At 50.4% G+C, this 12,476-nt stretch carries 17 protein-coding genes; 14 read left to right on the top strand and 3 right to left on the bottom strand.

The window, feature by feature from the left end:
* Positions 1-52: 52 nt before the first annotated feature.
* From JMI88_RS28075 to tatC, 11 genes are all read left to right on the top strand, one after another.
* Positions 53-586: a YceD family protein gene (locus JMI88_RS28075; protein WP_201365267.1), complete on the top strand. Its 534-nt coding sequence runs from the start codon at positions 53-55 to the stop codon at positions 584-586.
* A gap of 88 nt (positions 587-674) precedes the next feature.
* Positions 675-863, top strand: a complete 189-nt coding sequence (rpmF, locus tag JMI88_RS28070) for a 50S ribosomal protein L32 (protein WP_201365266.1) — start codon at positions 675-677, stop codon at positions 861-863.
* 280 nt (positions 864-1,143) lie between these two features.
* A complete protein-coding gene (gene fabD, locus JMI88_RS28065; protein WP_201365265.1) occupies positions 1,144-2,160 on the top strand; it encodes an ACP S-malonyltransferase in 1,017 nt (338 codons plus the stop codon).
* A gap of 86 nt (positions 2,161-2,246) precedes the next feature.
* Positions 2,247-3,017: a 3-oxoacyl-[acyl-carrier-protein] reductase gene (gene fabG, locus JMI88_RS28060; protein ID WP_201365264.1), complete on the top strand. Its 771-nt coding sequence runs from the start codon at positions 2,247-2,249 to the stop codon at positions 3,015-3,017.
* 18 nt (positions 3,018-3,035) lie between these two features.
* Complete coding sequence (locus JMI88_RS28055; protein WP_201365263.1) at positions 3,036-3,374, top strand: Asp23/Gls24 family envelope stress response protein; 339 nt, start codon at positions 3,036-3,038, stop codon at positions 3,372-3,374.
* 103 nt (positions 3,375-3,477) lie between these two features.
* Positions 3,478-3,921: a transcription antitermination factor NusB gene (gene nusB, locus JMI88_RS28050; protein ID WP_201365262.1), complete on the top strand. Its 444-nt coding sequence runs from the start codon at positions 3,478-3,480 to the stop codon at positions 3,919-3,921.
* Positions 3,921-4,157, top strand: coding sequence for an acyl carrier protein (acpP, locus tag JMI88_RS28045; RefSeq protein ID WP_126596574.1), 237 nt, complete (start codon positions 3,921-3,923; stop codon positions 4,155-4,157). The genes nusB and acpP overlap by 1 nt, the downstream gene beginning before the upstream one ends.
* Before the next feature lie 391 nt (positions 4,158-4,548).
* Positions 4,549-5,310 (top strand): RNA polymerase sigma factor, encoded by a 762-nt coding sequence (locus JMI88_RS28040; RefSeq protein WP_201365261.1) that lies wholly within the window; start codon positions 4,549-4,551, stop codon positions 5,308-5,310.
* Positions 5,303-5,590, top strand: coding sequence for a hypothetical protein (locus tag JMI88_RS28035; protein WP_201365260.1), 288 nt, complete (start codon positions 5,303-5,305; stop codon positions 5,588-5,590). Before JMI88_RS28040 ends, JMI88_RS28035 begins: the two co-directional genes overlap by 8 nt.
* A 157-nt stretch (positions 5,591-5,747) precedes the next feature.
* Positions 5,748-6,056 carry a Sec-independent protein translocase subunit TatA/TatB gene (locus tag JMI88_RS40255; protein ID WP_201365259.1) on the top strand — a complete coding sequence of 103 codons (309 nt, stop codon included), beginning with the start codon at positions 5,748-5,750 and terminating at the stop codon, positions 6,054-6,056.
* Between the two features lie 33 nt (positions 6,057-6,089).
* Positions 6,090-6,914, top strand: a complete 825-nt coding sequence (gene tatC / locus JMI88_RS28025; RefSeq protein ID WP_201365258.1) for a twin-arginine translocase subunit TatC — start codon at positions 6,090-6,092, stop codon at positions 6,912-6,914.
* Between the two features lie 222 nt (positions 6,915-7,136).
* Here the strand turns inward: tatC and JMI88_RS28020 are convergent, their stop codons facing one another.
* The 3 genes from JMI88_RS28020 to JMI88_RS28010 are packed head-to-tail and all read right to left on the bottom strand — an operon-like array spanning position 7,137 to position 9,581.
* Positions 7,137-8,510, bottom strand: a complete 1,374-nt coding sequence (locus tag JMI88_RS28020; protein ID WP_201365257.1) for an MFS transporter — start codon at positions 8,508-8,510, stop codon at positions 7,137-7,139.
* A 1-nt stretch (position 8,511) separates the two neighbouring features.
* A complete protein-coding gene (locus JMI88_RS28015; RefSeq protein ID WP_201365256.1) occupies positions 8,512-9,084 on the bottom strand; it encodes a hypothetical protein in 573 nt (190 codons plus the stop codon).
* Positions 9,084-9,581, bottom strand: coding sequence for a hypothetical protein (locus tag JMI88_RS28010; protein ID WP_201365255.1), 498 nt, complete (start codon positions 9,579-9,581; stop codon positions 9,084-9,086). The genes JMI88_RS28015 and JMI88_RS28010 overlap by 1 nt, the downstream gene beginning before the upstream one ends.
* Before the next feature lie 511 nt (positions 9,582-10,092).
* On the opposite strand from JMI88_RS28010, the gene JMI88_RS28005 reads away from it, so the two are divergent.
* The 3 genes from JMI88_RS28005 to JMI88_RS27995 form a co-directional block, all read left to right on the top strand.
* On the top strand, positions 10,093-10,470 hold the full coding sequence (locus JMI88_RS28005) for a hypothetical protein (protein WP_201365254.1): 378 nt from the start codon (positions 10,093-10,095) through the stop codon (positions 10,468-10,470).
* 196 nt (positions 10,471-10,666) lie between these two features.
* On the top strand, positions 10,667-11,314 hold the full coding sequence (locus JMI88_RS28000; protein WP_201365253.1) for a MarC family protein: 648 nt from the start codon (positions 10,667-10,669) through the stop codon (positions 11,312-11,314).
* 336 nt (positions 11,315-11,650) lie between these two features.
* Positions 11,651-12,476 (top strand): rhomboid family intramembrane serine protease (locus JMI88_RS27995; RefSeq protein ID WP_201365252.1); only part of this gene is annotated, 826 nt, incomplete at its 3' end.

The raw sequence follows: 12,476 nt of genomic DNA, 5'->3' as shown, positions 1-12,476 counted from the left end.
TACTGGCAAAAGTTCTATACTTTTTAGGTCTCAATGGAAAGGACACAGTTCCATGATCTTTAATGTGGCGCAATTAATGAAGTCTCCGGTTGGCTCGGGGGCAGCATTTGAAGCAGATATTCACGAAGAGCAGGTTCAGTTCGACAACGATTTTAAGGTGATTGGACCCATCGATGGGCATACGCGTATGCGCCGTGTCAATCAGGGACTGCTGGTAGACGGTTGGATAGATCTTAGCATTGAATTAGAGTGTGCACGCTGCTTAAAGCTTTTTGAGCAACCCATGCACATAACCTTTGAAGAGCTTTTTTATCCAACGGTGGATGTGGTGACGGGTACACCACTCCCTCCAATCGATGAGGATGATGTTTTCCCCATCGATGAACACCATCAGGTTGATCTTACCGAAGCAATTCGCCAGGCCGTATTGCTGGCTATCCCAACGGTACCTCTGTGCAAGGAAGATTGCGCAGGCCTATGTGCACGGTGTGGTCATGATCTCAACCTTGGTCCTTGTGACTGCAAACCTGAGGTTGATGATACCCGTCTGAATGTGCTCAAACAATTATTGCAAAACGAAAAATAATCTAAACACATTAGCATACACGAGTAGGTAACCCTGAGTGCGATCACGCACTCGGGACACAATACTGGTGGAAGAGGAGAAAACTGTAATGGGAGCATTACCTAAACAGCGCATTTCACACGCTCGTCAGGGAGAGCGACGGGCACATCATCATCTGGATATACCACAGTTAGTTGCCTGCCCACAGTGCAAGCGTCCACGCCTTTCGCATCACGCTTGCCCTAATTGTGGCACTTATCGTGGTCGCCAGGTAATCCTGCCCAAGACCCAGAAGTAGTAAGAAGTAGCCGAGGCTACCACGAACGCACGCTCAATTGTGTAGTGATATTATGGTCGATTAATTTTTAATCCTGTCCTCACATTTACCCCCATCATAGGATGTACGGTACAAGATGTCAGGATGACAGCGACCGCTGTGAGCATAGAATAAAGCTCCGTGAAAATCCTATACCATTTGCGTGCGCTTCAAGGTTCAAAGATAGGTATACACATATATATTATCGGAACCAGGTCACCCGGTAGCCTTACACATTCTTTCTGTATACGAAGTGGACAAAATGACGACACAAGTTGCCTTTTTATTTCCGGGGCAGGGAAGTCAAAATGTTGGGATGGGAGCGGATGTTTTTGCAACATCTGATGCGGCAAAACGCGTTTTCAATACCTTCGACGAAACATTAGGCTTCTCGCTCAGTAATCTTTGTTTCCAGGGACCGGAAGATACCCTACGTTCAACCATTAATGCCCAGCCAGCGATTGTGGCAGTTAGCCTCGCATATCTGGCAGCCTTTCAAGAAGCCCTCTCCCCGCAAAATTCTTCCTGGACTACGCCGCTTGCCCCCAGCTATACCGCCGGCCATAGCGTCGGTGAGTGTACTGCGATGGTGGCTGCCGGCGCAATTGACATCAAAGGCGTCGCCCACCTGGTACGTGAGCGCGGCCGCTTAATGCATGAAGAGGAAGAAATCTGCCCGGGCGGGATGGCCGCCATCATTGGCATGAATGCAGAGCTCTTACAACAGGTTTGTGAGGACGCGACGCAGCAGTGTCTGCAGCAACTGGCCCAGAGCGGTCAGCAGCATCCCGGCATGGGTCACGTGGTGCTGGCAAACTACAATGCCCCTGGACAAATAGTCATTTCGGGTGAGCAGCAGGCTCTCGATACCGCATGTGCCCTGGCCAAACAACGTGGCGCCAAACGCGTCATCCGACTCTCGGTCAGCGGCGCCTTTCACTCACCAGTCATGCAACCAGCTGCAGCCAGATTAGCTGATTCTATCGCGGCCACACAGATTCAGAACGCCTCCTATCCAATTATCAGCAACATCACCGCCTTACCCACGACCAACACCTCAGATATCCGTAGCGAGCTATCACAGCAGATCGCTGAGTCCGTCCAATGGACCCGCACCATCGAATATTTAGCGGCCCAGGGCGTGACAACCTTCTTTGAAATTGGTCCTGGACAGGCTCTGGCTGGTATGATCAAGCGCACCATCAAGGACGCCGACATCATCAATATTGGTAGCGTAGACGAAATTGAACAGGCGGTCGCCAAAGTAAAAGAGCTTTGAACGACATAGCAAAAAATATGGTACACCATTGTCTTCCTGGGAGGAACTAACGCGCACGACATTATGAGGGAAAAGAGAAGAGTGATATGAGCCGTGAGGATTATCCACAGCATTTACCGCTGGCAGGACAGGTAGCGCTCGTTACAGGCTCCTCCCGGGGCATTGGCAAAGCAATTGCATTGGAACTGGCCCGCCTGGGCGCCGATGTATGCGTCAATTACCTGGGTAGTGAAACCTGTGCGCAGGCCGTAGTCGAGCACATCATAGCACAGGGACGTCGGGCTATCGCCGTTGCGGCCGATATCAGTAACGCAGAAGACGTACAACAGCTCTTTTCAACCGTGGCGCGCAGTCTTGGTCCCATCCAGATTCTGGTAAATAATGCCGGAATTACGCGTGACAATCTATTATTGCGCATGAGCGAAGACGATTGGGATAGTGTACTTGACACAAACTTAAAAAGCGCCTATCTTTGCAGTAAAGCAGCAGCGCGCATGATGATACGTGCTCGAAAGGGTACAATCGTCAATATCGCTTCTGTGGTCGCATTGAGCGGCAATCCTGGACAAGCCAACTATACGGCAGCCAAGGGTGGCCTGATTGCATTCAGCAAAACCCTGGCCAAAGAACTGGGCTCGCGAAACATACGCGTCAACGTGATCGCGCCAGGATTTATTGAAACAGAGATGACCGCAGAACTCTCGCATGAAGTACGCAACAACCTGGCTACCAAAGTTGCATTGGGACGCCTGGGTACACCAGAAGATATTGCTACCACCGTGGCATTTCTGTGTACACCAGCCGCTCAATACATCACTGGCCAGGTAATTAGCATCGACGGTGGTTTATCACTGTAGTCAAGAGGTAACAAGCATATGGCTATGGAATCACAACCGATTGGCGTGGTACGTGTGGCACGTCCAGTGCTCACAACCATCGTGTTAAGTACTGCTCTGCAAATTCGCGGTGTTGTCCGTATGGCCCATACCAGCGACCAATGGTCACGATTATTGGGGCGTGATGTCCCCAATCAGGGCATCAACCTTACGGTCAAAGATAATACTGTTACTGCAGACCTCTATCTAATCGTTGAATCTGGTAGTAACATAGTGGAAGTGGGCACAGCCGTCCAGGAAGAAGTTGCCACCGCCATAGAAAATATGATCGGTATGCAGGTTCAGGCCGTCAATGTCTACATCCAGGACGTTGCGTAAATAACGCGTCTGATGAGTCAAACATTGTCTGTTAAACCCATGCCATGCCGTTACGGCATAGCCTGAGCCAAACAGACACCAGCTAGTTACATTCGAGGATACTATGCCAGGGATACGCAGGCAAGCGCGAATGATCGCACTGCAAACACTCTACGAATATGATATAGCCAACCACGCCCCGGAAGAGGTCTTGCAGCGCCATGCCGAGGAGCGCAATCTGCACCCCAAGGTAGTTGAATACGCTAGCGAACTTGTTCTGGGCGCGTATAATCAGCTTGCAAATATCGATACGCACATCCAAAGCGCGGCGCGTGAGTGGCCTTTGCAGCAGATGGCTCGTATCGATAAAAACATTCTAAGACTTGCAATCTACGAAATTCTGTTTAATAATACTGTACCAGCCAAGGCGGCAATTAACGAAGCCGTGGAACTTGCCAAAACATATGGCAGTGAAACATCCAGTCGCTTCGTCAATGGAGTTCTTGGTACAATATTTAACAGGGCCCAACAACAGCCCATCTCAAAAGCGGAAAGCGAGGTGAAGTAATGCCTACAGTTCATGAGCGTCTGAAAAAAATCATCGTTGAGCAACTCGGTGTTGATGAAAGCGAGGTCGTTCCTAGCGCATCTTTCGTTGAGGACCTCAACGCAGACTCACTCGACCTGGTCGAACTCATCATGTCTCTCGAAGAGGGTTTTAAACTGCAGATTTCTGACGAGGATGCTGAGAAAATCACAACGGTCCAGGAAGCTGAGGATTACATCGAAGAGCATCTGCGCTAATATTTCGCAATGCTAGGCGCTTGCTGATATAATTATATATATCGCAAGCGCCCTTTTTTTTTCAGACGATGCATGAAAACCAGGGGTTTCGCGCCTTCGGCCCCTGACACGAGCGCCTGCGGCGCTCAAACAGTTTTATTCAGGCAATGGTGCAAAAAAGGCGCGCCGAGCGCGCCTTTTTTGCACCATTGCCTGAATAAAAAAAGTGCGGCCGCGCATGCGGACGCCCGTATGGGGACGCTTTGCTTCCCTTTACCACAAAGATTAAATATTTTTTAATAAAAAAGTCGTTGTTTTGTTGTCACAAATCCCATTTGCTATGCATCTACATTAACGTGAAGGATTTCTTAAATCCTAGAAATCCTTCATACGAACGCGAAAAGAGTCATGTGTGGATACAATACCTGCAGCACAAGCTGTTGAAACGCTCATTCATGAATATTATAAACTGGTATTCCATACGATCTATGGCCTGACCAATAACTGGGAGGAAAGCCAGGATCTAACGCAGGATACCTTTCATCAGGCGTTGAAAGGCATTGACGCGGCACGAGCCAGCAGTGGAGGTCACTTCCACGCCAAGGCCTGGTTGCTACGTATCGCTTTGAATACAGTGCGTATGCAGAGAAGAAGACGAGCGCTGTTCAGCTTTATCCCTTTCTCCAGTATGCATGAGAAACGTCAGCAGCAAGAAGGGAATGAACGGAACGCATCCGGCGATGAGATGGTGCAGGCACAGGCTGCACGGGTGCAACCCGGCGGCTATGGAGCCGTAGGAAATGAGGATCCCGCCGAATTTGTGGCGGAACAAGACGCGGTCCAGCGTACGATGGCTCTCTTACCAGAGCCCTTACGCATCTGCCTCTTATTCTCGATCGTTGGTGGACTCTCAACTGCAGAAATCGCAGATATGCTGGACCTCAAGGAGGCCGCGGTACGGCAGCGTCTGGTCCGGGCTCGTAAACAGTTCCAACAGCTCTATTCACAGCAAAGTGGCGAAGAGTTAGCCGATGCGGCACCACCGCTATCGACCAACTCACAGGTCCAACAATCTGATGGTCAGGATCGCAAACAGCGCAATGCGCACAAAGATACGCATCGGCGCCTATCCCTGGCGAACCAGGCACCATCAATAGGAAGTGGCTATGCATAACGACTCGATCGAGACCTTGTTGTTACGCCATTATGGCACTAACGGCCCGACGCCCGAGGCTCTGGAGCAGCGTCTATGCGCTTCTGTGCACCAGGAGGCACAAGACATACAACAACGCCAGAGCGTAGCCAGGCGCCTCTGCGAGCAGCGTATCAGCCGCCGTCGTGCCGTCCAACTAGTGGCAATGAGTTCCGCTGGCCTTGGCCTTCTCAGTGCCAGCGTTGCCAGTGTCCAGAGCCTCTTGAGCAGCCAGGAAGGACCCCGACCGGCATATTCTTAGGGCCAGCGTTGTTATAATATTTTAGGCAAGTATTCTAAAGTTGTAGAAGCAGTAGTGAAAGCATGACCTGGCCACTATTTCGTCGTGGCGGGCTTCGTTACAATCAGTACCGGGTGCTACACAGTAGTAAGCACCAGCGCAGGAAAGGACATTTATCATGGGTATTTTCGGTTCACACGGCTTAGAGCTAATCATCGTCCTCGTCGTCGCCCTTCTCGTCTTCGGACCAAAGAAGCTGCCCGAGATGGGTTCCGCCATCGGTAAGAGCATCAAAGAATTCAAACACGGCGTTAACGAAATCACCAAACCCAAAGATGAGGAAGAAGTACAGACCCACCAGTCTGCCACCGAGTCTGCTCGCCTGGAACTCGAAGCCATCGAGCGCGAACTGGCCGCCAAAAAAGCTGCCCTGGCCGCACAGGAGTCTGCACAGCCTGAGGTAAAGACCACACCAACCGCTGAATAATGAAAACTGCTGACACTAGTATAGGGGGATCTCATGGCTACCAGTGATCTAGATCAGCAGGGCCTGCTAAAATCGGGGGGATTCAATAACTCACCGGAAGACGATGACGAAAACGACCCCTCTGCAATGTCACTGATAGATCATCTTGAAGAGCTCCGCTGGCGCATCTTTAAATGTTTGATCGCAGTGGCTGTCGGTGTGGTGATTGCATTCATCTTCCGCAACCAGCTTATTCATCTACTGGACGCACCATTACCACTTACAGCTAATACCCTTGGGGGAAAACAAAGACTGACGATGACGGGCCTGGGCGAAGCCTTCACGGTTACAATCAAGCTCTCCATCGTCTTTGGCCTGGTGTTTGCGCTTCCGGTCATTCTCTATCAGCTCTGGGCGTTCATCTCACCCGGGCTCTATGAGCGGGAGAAGAAGCACGCGGTCCCATTTATCGTATTGGGATTAGTGCTTTTTATAATAGGTGTGGCGCTAGGATATTTTATCCTGCAATTCCCGGTTAGTTTCCTGATCAACTTTGGTGCAGAGAACTTTAATGAGCTCATATCGGCGAATAGCTACTTCTCATTTGTATCATTCTTCTTGCTGCTCTTTGGCGCGGTCTTCGAGTTGCCGCTGGTCCTGACCTTCCTGGCCTTGATCGGCATCGTGACCGAGAGTTTCTTGAAGAGTAAACGCGCGGTTGCACACGTGGCAATGTGGGCAGCAGCCACCGTTGTTACACCGGGCGGCGACCTGTATAGTCCGGTTTTCATTGGCGTTGCTCTATCGATTCTGTATGAGTTCAGCATCCTGCTCATTCACTTCACGGTGAAAAAAGACTCTGCTGACGAGCTTGCCTGAACCGAGTAGTTCGTAGCAAATAAAAAGAAGCATCCCGCATTTATTGCAAGGGATGCTTCTTTTTGTCTTTGGTGGCAGGGGGAAATATTTGAGGCCTGCTTTTTGTGCCTTCGGCCCCTGACGCTACGCGCCTGCGGCGCTCAAAAAGTTTTATTATGTAGTGTGAAAATTGTGCTGGGCACAATTTTCACACTACATAATAAAACAGTTCGGGCCTGTCAACTAGCTGTTGGATGGCATTTCTATGTGTTCGGATTGGAGTGGTGAGGCGGCTGGTTCCTGCCAGCGCCCATGACCAAATCTGGTCCACAGCAGCATGAGGGCCAGCGAGTAGAGGATGGTGGTACAGATAAAGACGGCGAGATAGCCTACGCGGGCGATCAAGAGCCCTCCCAGAGAGGCACCAAGCGCCCACATGATCTGGTAGGCAGCCTGATAACTGCTATTGGCCAGGCCGCGCCGGTGTGCGGGCACTACTTCCATGGAGAAAACCTGGAGAATTCCCTGCGACATGTCCATCAGCCCCTGGCGCAGAGGATAAAGGGTTGCTGCCAGGGGTAGCGAGCTGGTAATGCCAATGAAGAGCATGATGGGCAAACTGATGACCCGGGGGATCACCAGCGCAGCCACCTTACCAATGCGTAGGACGAGCCAGGGGGCAAGCAATGTCAGCAATGCGTTCAATGTATTGGCCGCCGCGTCAATGGCCCCAAATAAGGCTGAGGAGGCTCCTAGATGCTGTACAAAATAGACATTGAAGTAGGGAAGCAACAAACCAGCGCCAGTGCCGATTAAAATCTGGATGCCAATCATGACAGCTAAGGGACTGGTCAGCAGCATTTGTAACGGCAGCTTTCTCCACTCAGACAGAAACGAAAGCCGGGCTTTGAGCGCGGCAGCCGGCGAGGCAGTGCTGGCGCGGCGCTCAAGCTGTGCGGGTGGCGTTTCGCGCAGCATAAACAGTGGTATAAAGCTAGGGACGACAATAATGCCGGCCACCAGCAGAGCCAGTTGATAGGAACGGGCCAGCGGAGGCTGGGTCAGCGCCCAGTGTAACCAGGGAGGCAGAGGAGTCATCAGCCAGGCGCTAGAGCGAAACCAGATCGGCAGAATACCGCCCAGCGCCTCTCCGATCACTGTCATAATCAGGGTCAGAACGATATTGAGGCTAAAGAGGTGGGAACGCTCGTCCGGTGTGCTGTTACGGGCAAGAAAAGGCGCATTGACAACCAGAATAAAGGCTCCGCCGATGCCCGCCATAAATGCGCTTAGCAGCAGGAAAAACGGCGTGCGCAACAAAATTTGTCCCGCCCCCGCGATACCTACCAGGACACTGGCCCAGATCAGGATAGATTTGCCTGTAAAGCGATCGATACAAAGGCCCGCAGGAAAAATAGCCAGGCCGCCCCCGATAGTGCCAACAAATAAGATCAACCCGATAAAGTCGGTATGATATCCGAGCGCGATCAAATAGAGGTTATAGAGAACCTGCAGAATGCCCAGCGTGATACCACTCAAGGCATTGCTGATAAGATATAAACGGGCGTTTCGCTGGAAACGCCCGAATTGCTGTATATAATGTTGGGTGAGAGACATGTTACCTTTGTTGGCGCATGGCCTGCTGCTGCAGAGGTGCCTCGCGCCGGGACTCCTGTCCTGGTATGACTTCGGGATGTTCATTCATCAAGGCTCGATAGCCAGGGCTACCAAACTGCTGTCCCGCTTCATTAACGAGCGACTCACCTCTGCTTTTCCTATCCATCAAGCCGGGCAGGAAAAACGCTTTGGCTATCGTTTTGGCCTGTATAGTACGCGCACGGAACTCGATGACCACATTGGTGACACGATCGGATACCTGTTCAACCTTTTTCTCCGCCTCATTGACACTCAACGGCAACTGACCAACGATACGCACCGGGGCCGGTTTATCTTCCGCAGGAGCAATGCCACGCTCAGCTGCCTTAGAAGTGGTATTCACACTTTCTACGTATGGGCGTAACATCTTGATCAGTTCGGCTTTCTCGTTCAACCAGGACATCACAAAGCTCATGACCAGGTTAAGTGCCACCGAGACCACAATAAAGATCAAGGCAAACAGACAGATAACCAGTACGGCTATCTGTCCCATCGAAGCCAGAAGAGGATTCACCGCTAAAACGATACCTGCCATTATTCACCCCCTCTATCCATAGCTGCGTTTGCCGCCGCCATTGCCTCCATCTGCTGTTTACGACGCTCTTCCGCTCGACTTCTGGCATGCCCTTTGCCCAGGAACACACGTCCCATCTCCCGGGCAGCCACCACGGCTGCCGCCGCACGCACGCTAGGTCCCAGCGCCAGTTCAGACGTAAATTTCGTCGCGGTACCAATAGTTGATACAGTATTACCAGCCGTCCGGGCCGTATCCTTCATAATTCCAACTGTCTCATTCACGGAGCCAATTAATGGTTTCATTTCATCGCGCACGGTATTAATTGCACGCACAAGTTTAAACACTGAATAGATTTGATACATTGTACCAGCAATAAGCAACAGTGCCAGTACAATCAAAACCACATAGAGCAGTTCCAGCAATTTACCAAAGAAAGCAGCAGCCGCCACACCGCCCACCAGAATAATCGCCACCACCACACCGGTGATAATTGCGAACCGTTTCGCCTTTTGCATAACATGCCTCCCAATACAATGTAAATTAATGCTGTTCCATTATAACGCACGGGCATGAATACTCGTGGTTGCCGTTATGCTCAACTCACCAAACACGAACAGAAATAGGTCTGATGAGATCAACAAATAAAAACATAGGAATAGACGCTATCCACGCACCGAGCGAGACATTTAATGATAAACTTTTATACTCTTATGCCCTTACCCTCTTAATACGCAAGACCAGGACACTACGGCGACAATAAGTAACAGAATTAAAAGCATAATATCTGAGAAAATTTAGTCATAGATAAAAGAATGCTGAGAATTTTTGGACCGGACTTATTTATCTGGGTCTTTATAGGCATCTTCTACGTATCTGTTAAAGTAGGCACAGCAATAGCCTGGATGGTATTAGCGCTGTATACACTCACCTATTCTACCAGCTATTACGTAACAGATACAGCAGAGTAATGAGTCAGGGACATTCTGGTATATGCAGTTGACCTGAAAAAGCCATAAAGGAGAGCTCATGAACTTGATATTCGCCGATTTCGTCATTTTTACGTTTGCGCTGAGCGGCATGCACTTTTTTCTGAGCGCTGGCCAGCTTCTGTGCTGGGCTCTGGCGCTGGTGATAGGGATACTCGCACGCCTGGTTTTTGGACGTCGTGTTCCCTTTGGAATTTTCAGTACATTTGTTATCGCCTTGATGGGTATCTGGTTCGCCACCGATGTAGTGCTCATCAATATTCCTAAGGACATTCTTATATATGATGTCCCGGTGCTTAAAGCCAGTGGCACAGCCATCCTGTTTGAATTGTTGTGGTACCTGGTTTCCTATCGTAGCTATCGAAACTGGACGCGCCGTCGCCGCCTATATACAACATCCCCGGCACAAGAACAATAAACATGTCACAGGACCAGCCAGTAAGGTAACATAACATTGTGGTGATAGTACTGAGACTGGAGAATCCTATGCACCAACAGATTGAAGCGTCACAGTGAAGGGGATGGAAGCTAAACACCATCTCCTTTAACTCATGTGTGATATAATAGCGACGGCTTGTTTACAGTACTTTCTTTACTTTATCGAGGCTTCATCTGTGGATATCTCTTTAACCTTTACTATCAGTGCATTTGTGACCTTTTTTACCGTAATTGATCCTGTTGGACTGGCTCCGGTTGTGGTAGGGCTTACCTCACATTTCACGAACGCGCAGCGCAATGTGATTGTTGCACGCGCCACCCTAATCAGTGCAGGCATTATCCTTTTTTTTGCGGTCGTGGGACGTTATTTGCTCGATCGACTGGGGATTGAGCTCTACGCTTTTAATATATCGGGCGGCGCCCTGTTGTTCCTGGTTGCCGTAGATATGCTCTTTGGTCGCCAGTCGGGCGCGCGCGAAACCAAGGCTGAAGAAGAAGAAGCCATGACGCGCGAAGATATCAGCGTCTTTCCATTGGCTATTCCCATGATTGCTGGTCCCGGCACCATTGCAACCACCATCCTCTATATCGGGCAGGCTACGCCTCATCCCGCAAGCTTAATATCGGTGGCCGCCGCCATCATCAGTGCCCTTTTCCTGGCCTGGCTGGCGATGCGCAGTTGCACCTGGATTATCAAGCATGTGGGCAAAACCGGCATCCTGGTATTATCGCGTATCCTGGGTATTATGCTGGCGGCCCTGGCGATCCAATTCATGCTCAATGGCATCACCACCTACATTCATTCAAGTGGGTTTATCAAGTAACGGCTGGTTCGATTCAATAGCTATTGCATAATCTGCGGTCCAGACCTGCGACCTTATACGCTGTAGTACGTAGTACATACAAAGAACTATCATACTTCTGGCCTTAAGACAGGGTCTGAAAGCCATGCGGCTCGTGCCTGCGGCCCCTGACGATTCGCACCTTCGGTACTCAAAAGGCGTTTTATTTGTTGGTGCAACACGGTCGCTGTGCGACCGTGTTGCACCAACAAATAAAAATGATAAGCATAGGCAGCAAGGCCAGTAAACATACAAACTATACTGATAGAAGATAGGTACAAGGTTTTATGAGAAGAGCGTTCTTGAAACGAGGTGTACGTGAACAATCCTCATCTGCTTGATGGTGTGGCGACACGCACGGCTCGTGCCAAGCTGAGTTACCGGGCGGCACTTTCCCATCACCACACCCGCGCGCAGCTGGCACGGATCAACTGGGTAACGTGGCTCATCGTGGTTGGCTCAAGCTTGATCTGGTGTTTTACGGCCGATCAAGTCGCACAGGCCATGGGTGCCCATGGCCTGATCACCGTCCTCAACCATGTGCTCAATAACGCCATCAACACACAGCCTGGCAGCGACGAAGCCCTGACCACTGTACTGATTCGCTATGGGGCAAAAGAAAACAACCTGATCCTGCAAGGGCAGTACTGGCGCTTTCTGACACCGATTTTCCTGCACGCCAATCTTTTGCATGTAGGACTCAATATGCTGAACCTGATTGTATTGGGAACGTTCCTAGAACGCCTGGTTGGCCATCTGCGTTTCTTGCTGATTTACATAATTACAGGTATTATCAGTATTATTGCCAGCTTCGTATTCGCGCCAGATGTGATCAGCGTGGGCGCATCAGGCGCAATCTTCGGGCTGGTCGGAGCTTATAGCATCTTTGTTCTTGTCCATCGGCGCGCCTTTCCTCGAGGAGGACTCTTAGCGTTGCTCTGGCTGGTCTTTATTATTAGTATTAATCTGGGTTTCGGCTTTATGTTTGCCAATGTCGATAATAACGCGCACCTTGGCGGTTTCATCAGCGGCTGTCTACTGGGTTGGTGGTTTACGCCTCTTTATCGACCCACTGCAGAACAGATGCTGATCGATACACATCGTCTATCTCGCCGTTGGCCCTTGGCACTTTTGACAATTTTAG

This window comes from Dictyobacter formicarum (assembly GCF_016587435.1).
This window is presented reverse-complemented; position numbering and strand designations above follow the sequence as displayed.

Excerpts from the sequence above, each read along its gene's own strand:
- tatC (WP_201365258.1), top strand. The coding sequence starts at position 6,090 with ATGGCTACCAGTGATCTAGATCAGCAGGGCCTGCTAAAATCGGGGGGA.
- fabD (WP_201365265.1), top strand. The coding sequence starts at position 1,144 with ATGACGACACAAGTTGCCTTTTTATTTCCGGGGCAGGGAAGTCAAAAT.
- JMI88_RS28055 (WP_201365263.1), top strand. The coding sequence starts at position 3,036 with ATGGCTATGGAATCACAACCGATTGGCGTGGTACGTGTGGCACGTCCA.
- acpP (WP_126596574.1), top strand. The coding sequence starts at position 3,921 with ATGCCTACAGTTCATGAGCGTCTGAAAAAAATCATCGTTGAGCAACTC.
- JMI88_RS28015 (WP_201365256.1), bottom strand. The coding sequence starts at position 9,084 with ATGGCAGGTATCGTTTTAGCGGTGAATCCTCTTCTGGCTTCGATGGGA.
- JMI88_RS40255 (WP_201365259.1), top strand. The coding sequence starts at position 5,748 with ATGGGTATTTTCGGTTCACACGGCTTAGAGCTAATCATCGTCCTCGTC.
- nusB (WP_201365262.1), top strand. The coding sequence starts at position 3,478 with ATGCCAGGGATACGCAGGCAAGCGCGAATGATCGCACTGCAAACACTC.
- JMI88_RS28010 (WP_201365255.1), bottom strand. The coding sequence starts at position 9,581 with ATGCAAAAGGCGAAACGGTTCGCAATTATCACCGGTGTGGTGGTGGCG.
- JMI88_RS28075 (WP_201365267.1), top strand. The coding sequence starts at position 53 with ATGATCTTTAATGTGGCGCAATTAATGAAGTCTCCGGTTGGCTCGGGG.
- rpmF (WP_201365266.1), top strand. The coding sequence starts at position 675 with ATGGGAGCATTACCTAAACAGCGCATTTCACACGCTCGTCAGGGAGAG.
- JMI88_RS28020 (WP_201365257.1), bottom strand. The coding sequence starts at position 8,510 with ATGTCTCTCACCCAACATTATATACAGCAATTCGGGCGTTTCCAGCGA.
- JMI88_RS28005 (WP_201365254.1), top strand. The coding sequence starts at position 10,093 with ATGAACTTGATATTCGCCGATTTCGTCATTTTTACGTTTGCGCTGAGC.
- JMI88_RS28035 (WP_201365260.1), top strand. The coding sequence starts at position 5,303 with ATGCATAACGACTCGATCGAGACCTTGTTGTTACGCCATTATGGCACT.
- fabG (WP_201365264.1), top strand. The coding sequence starts at position 2,247 with ATGAGCCGTGAGGATTATCCACAGCATTTACCGCTGGCAGGACAGGTA.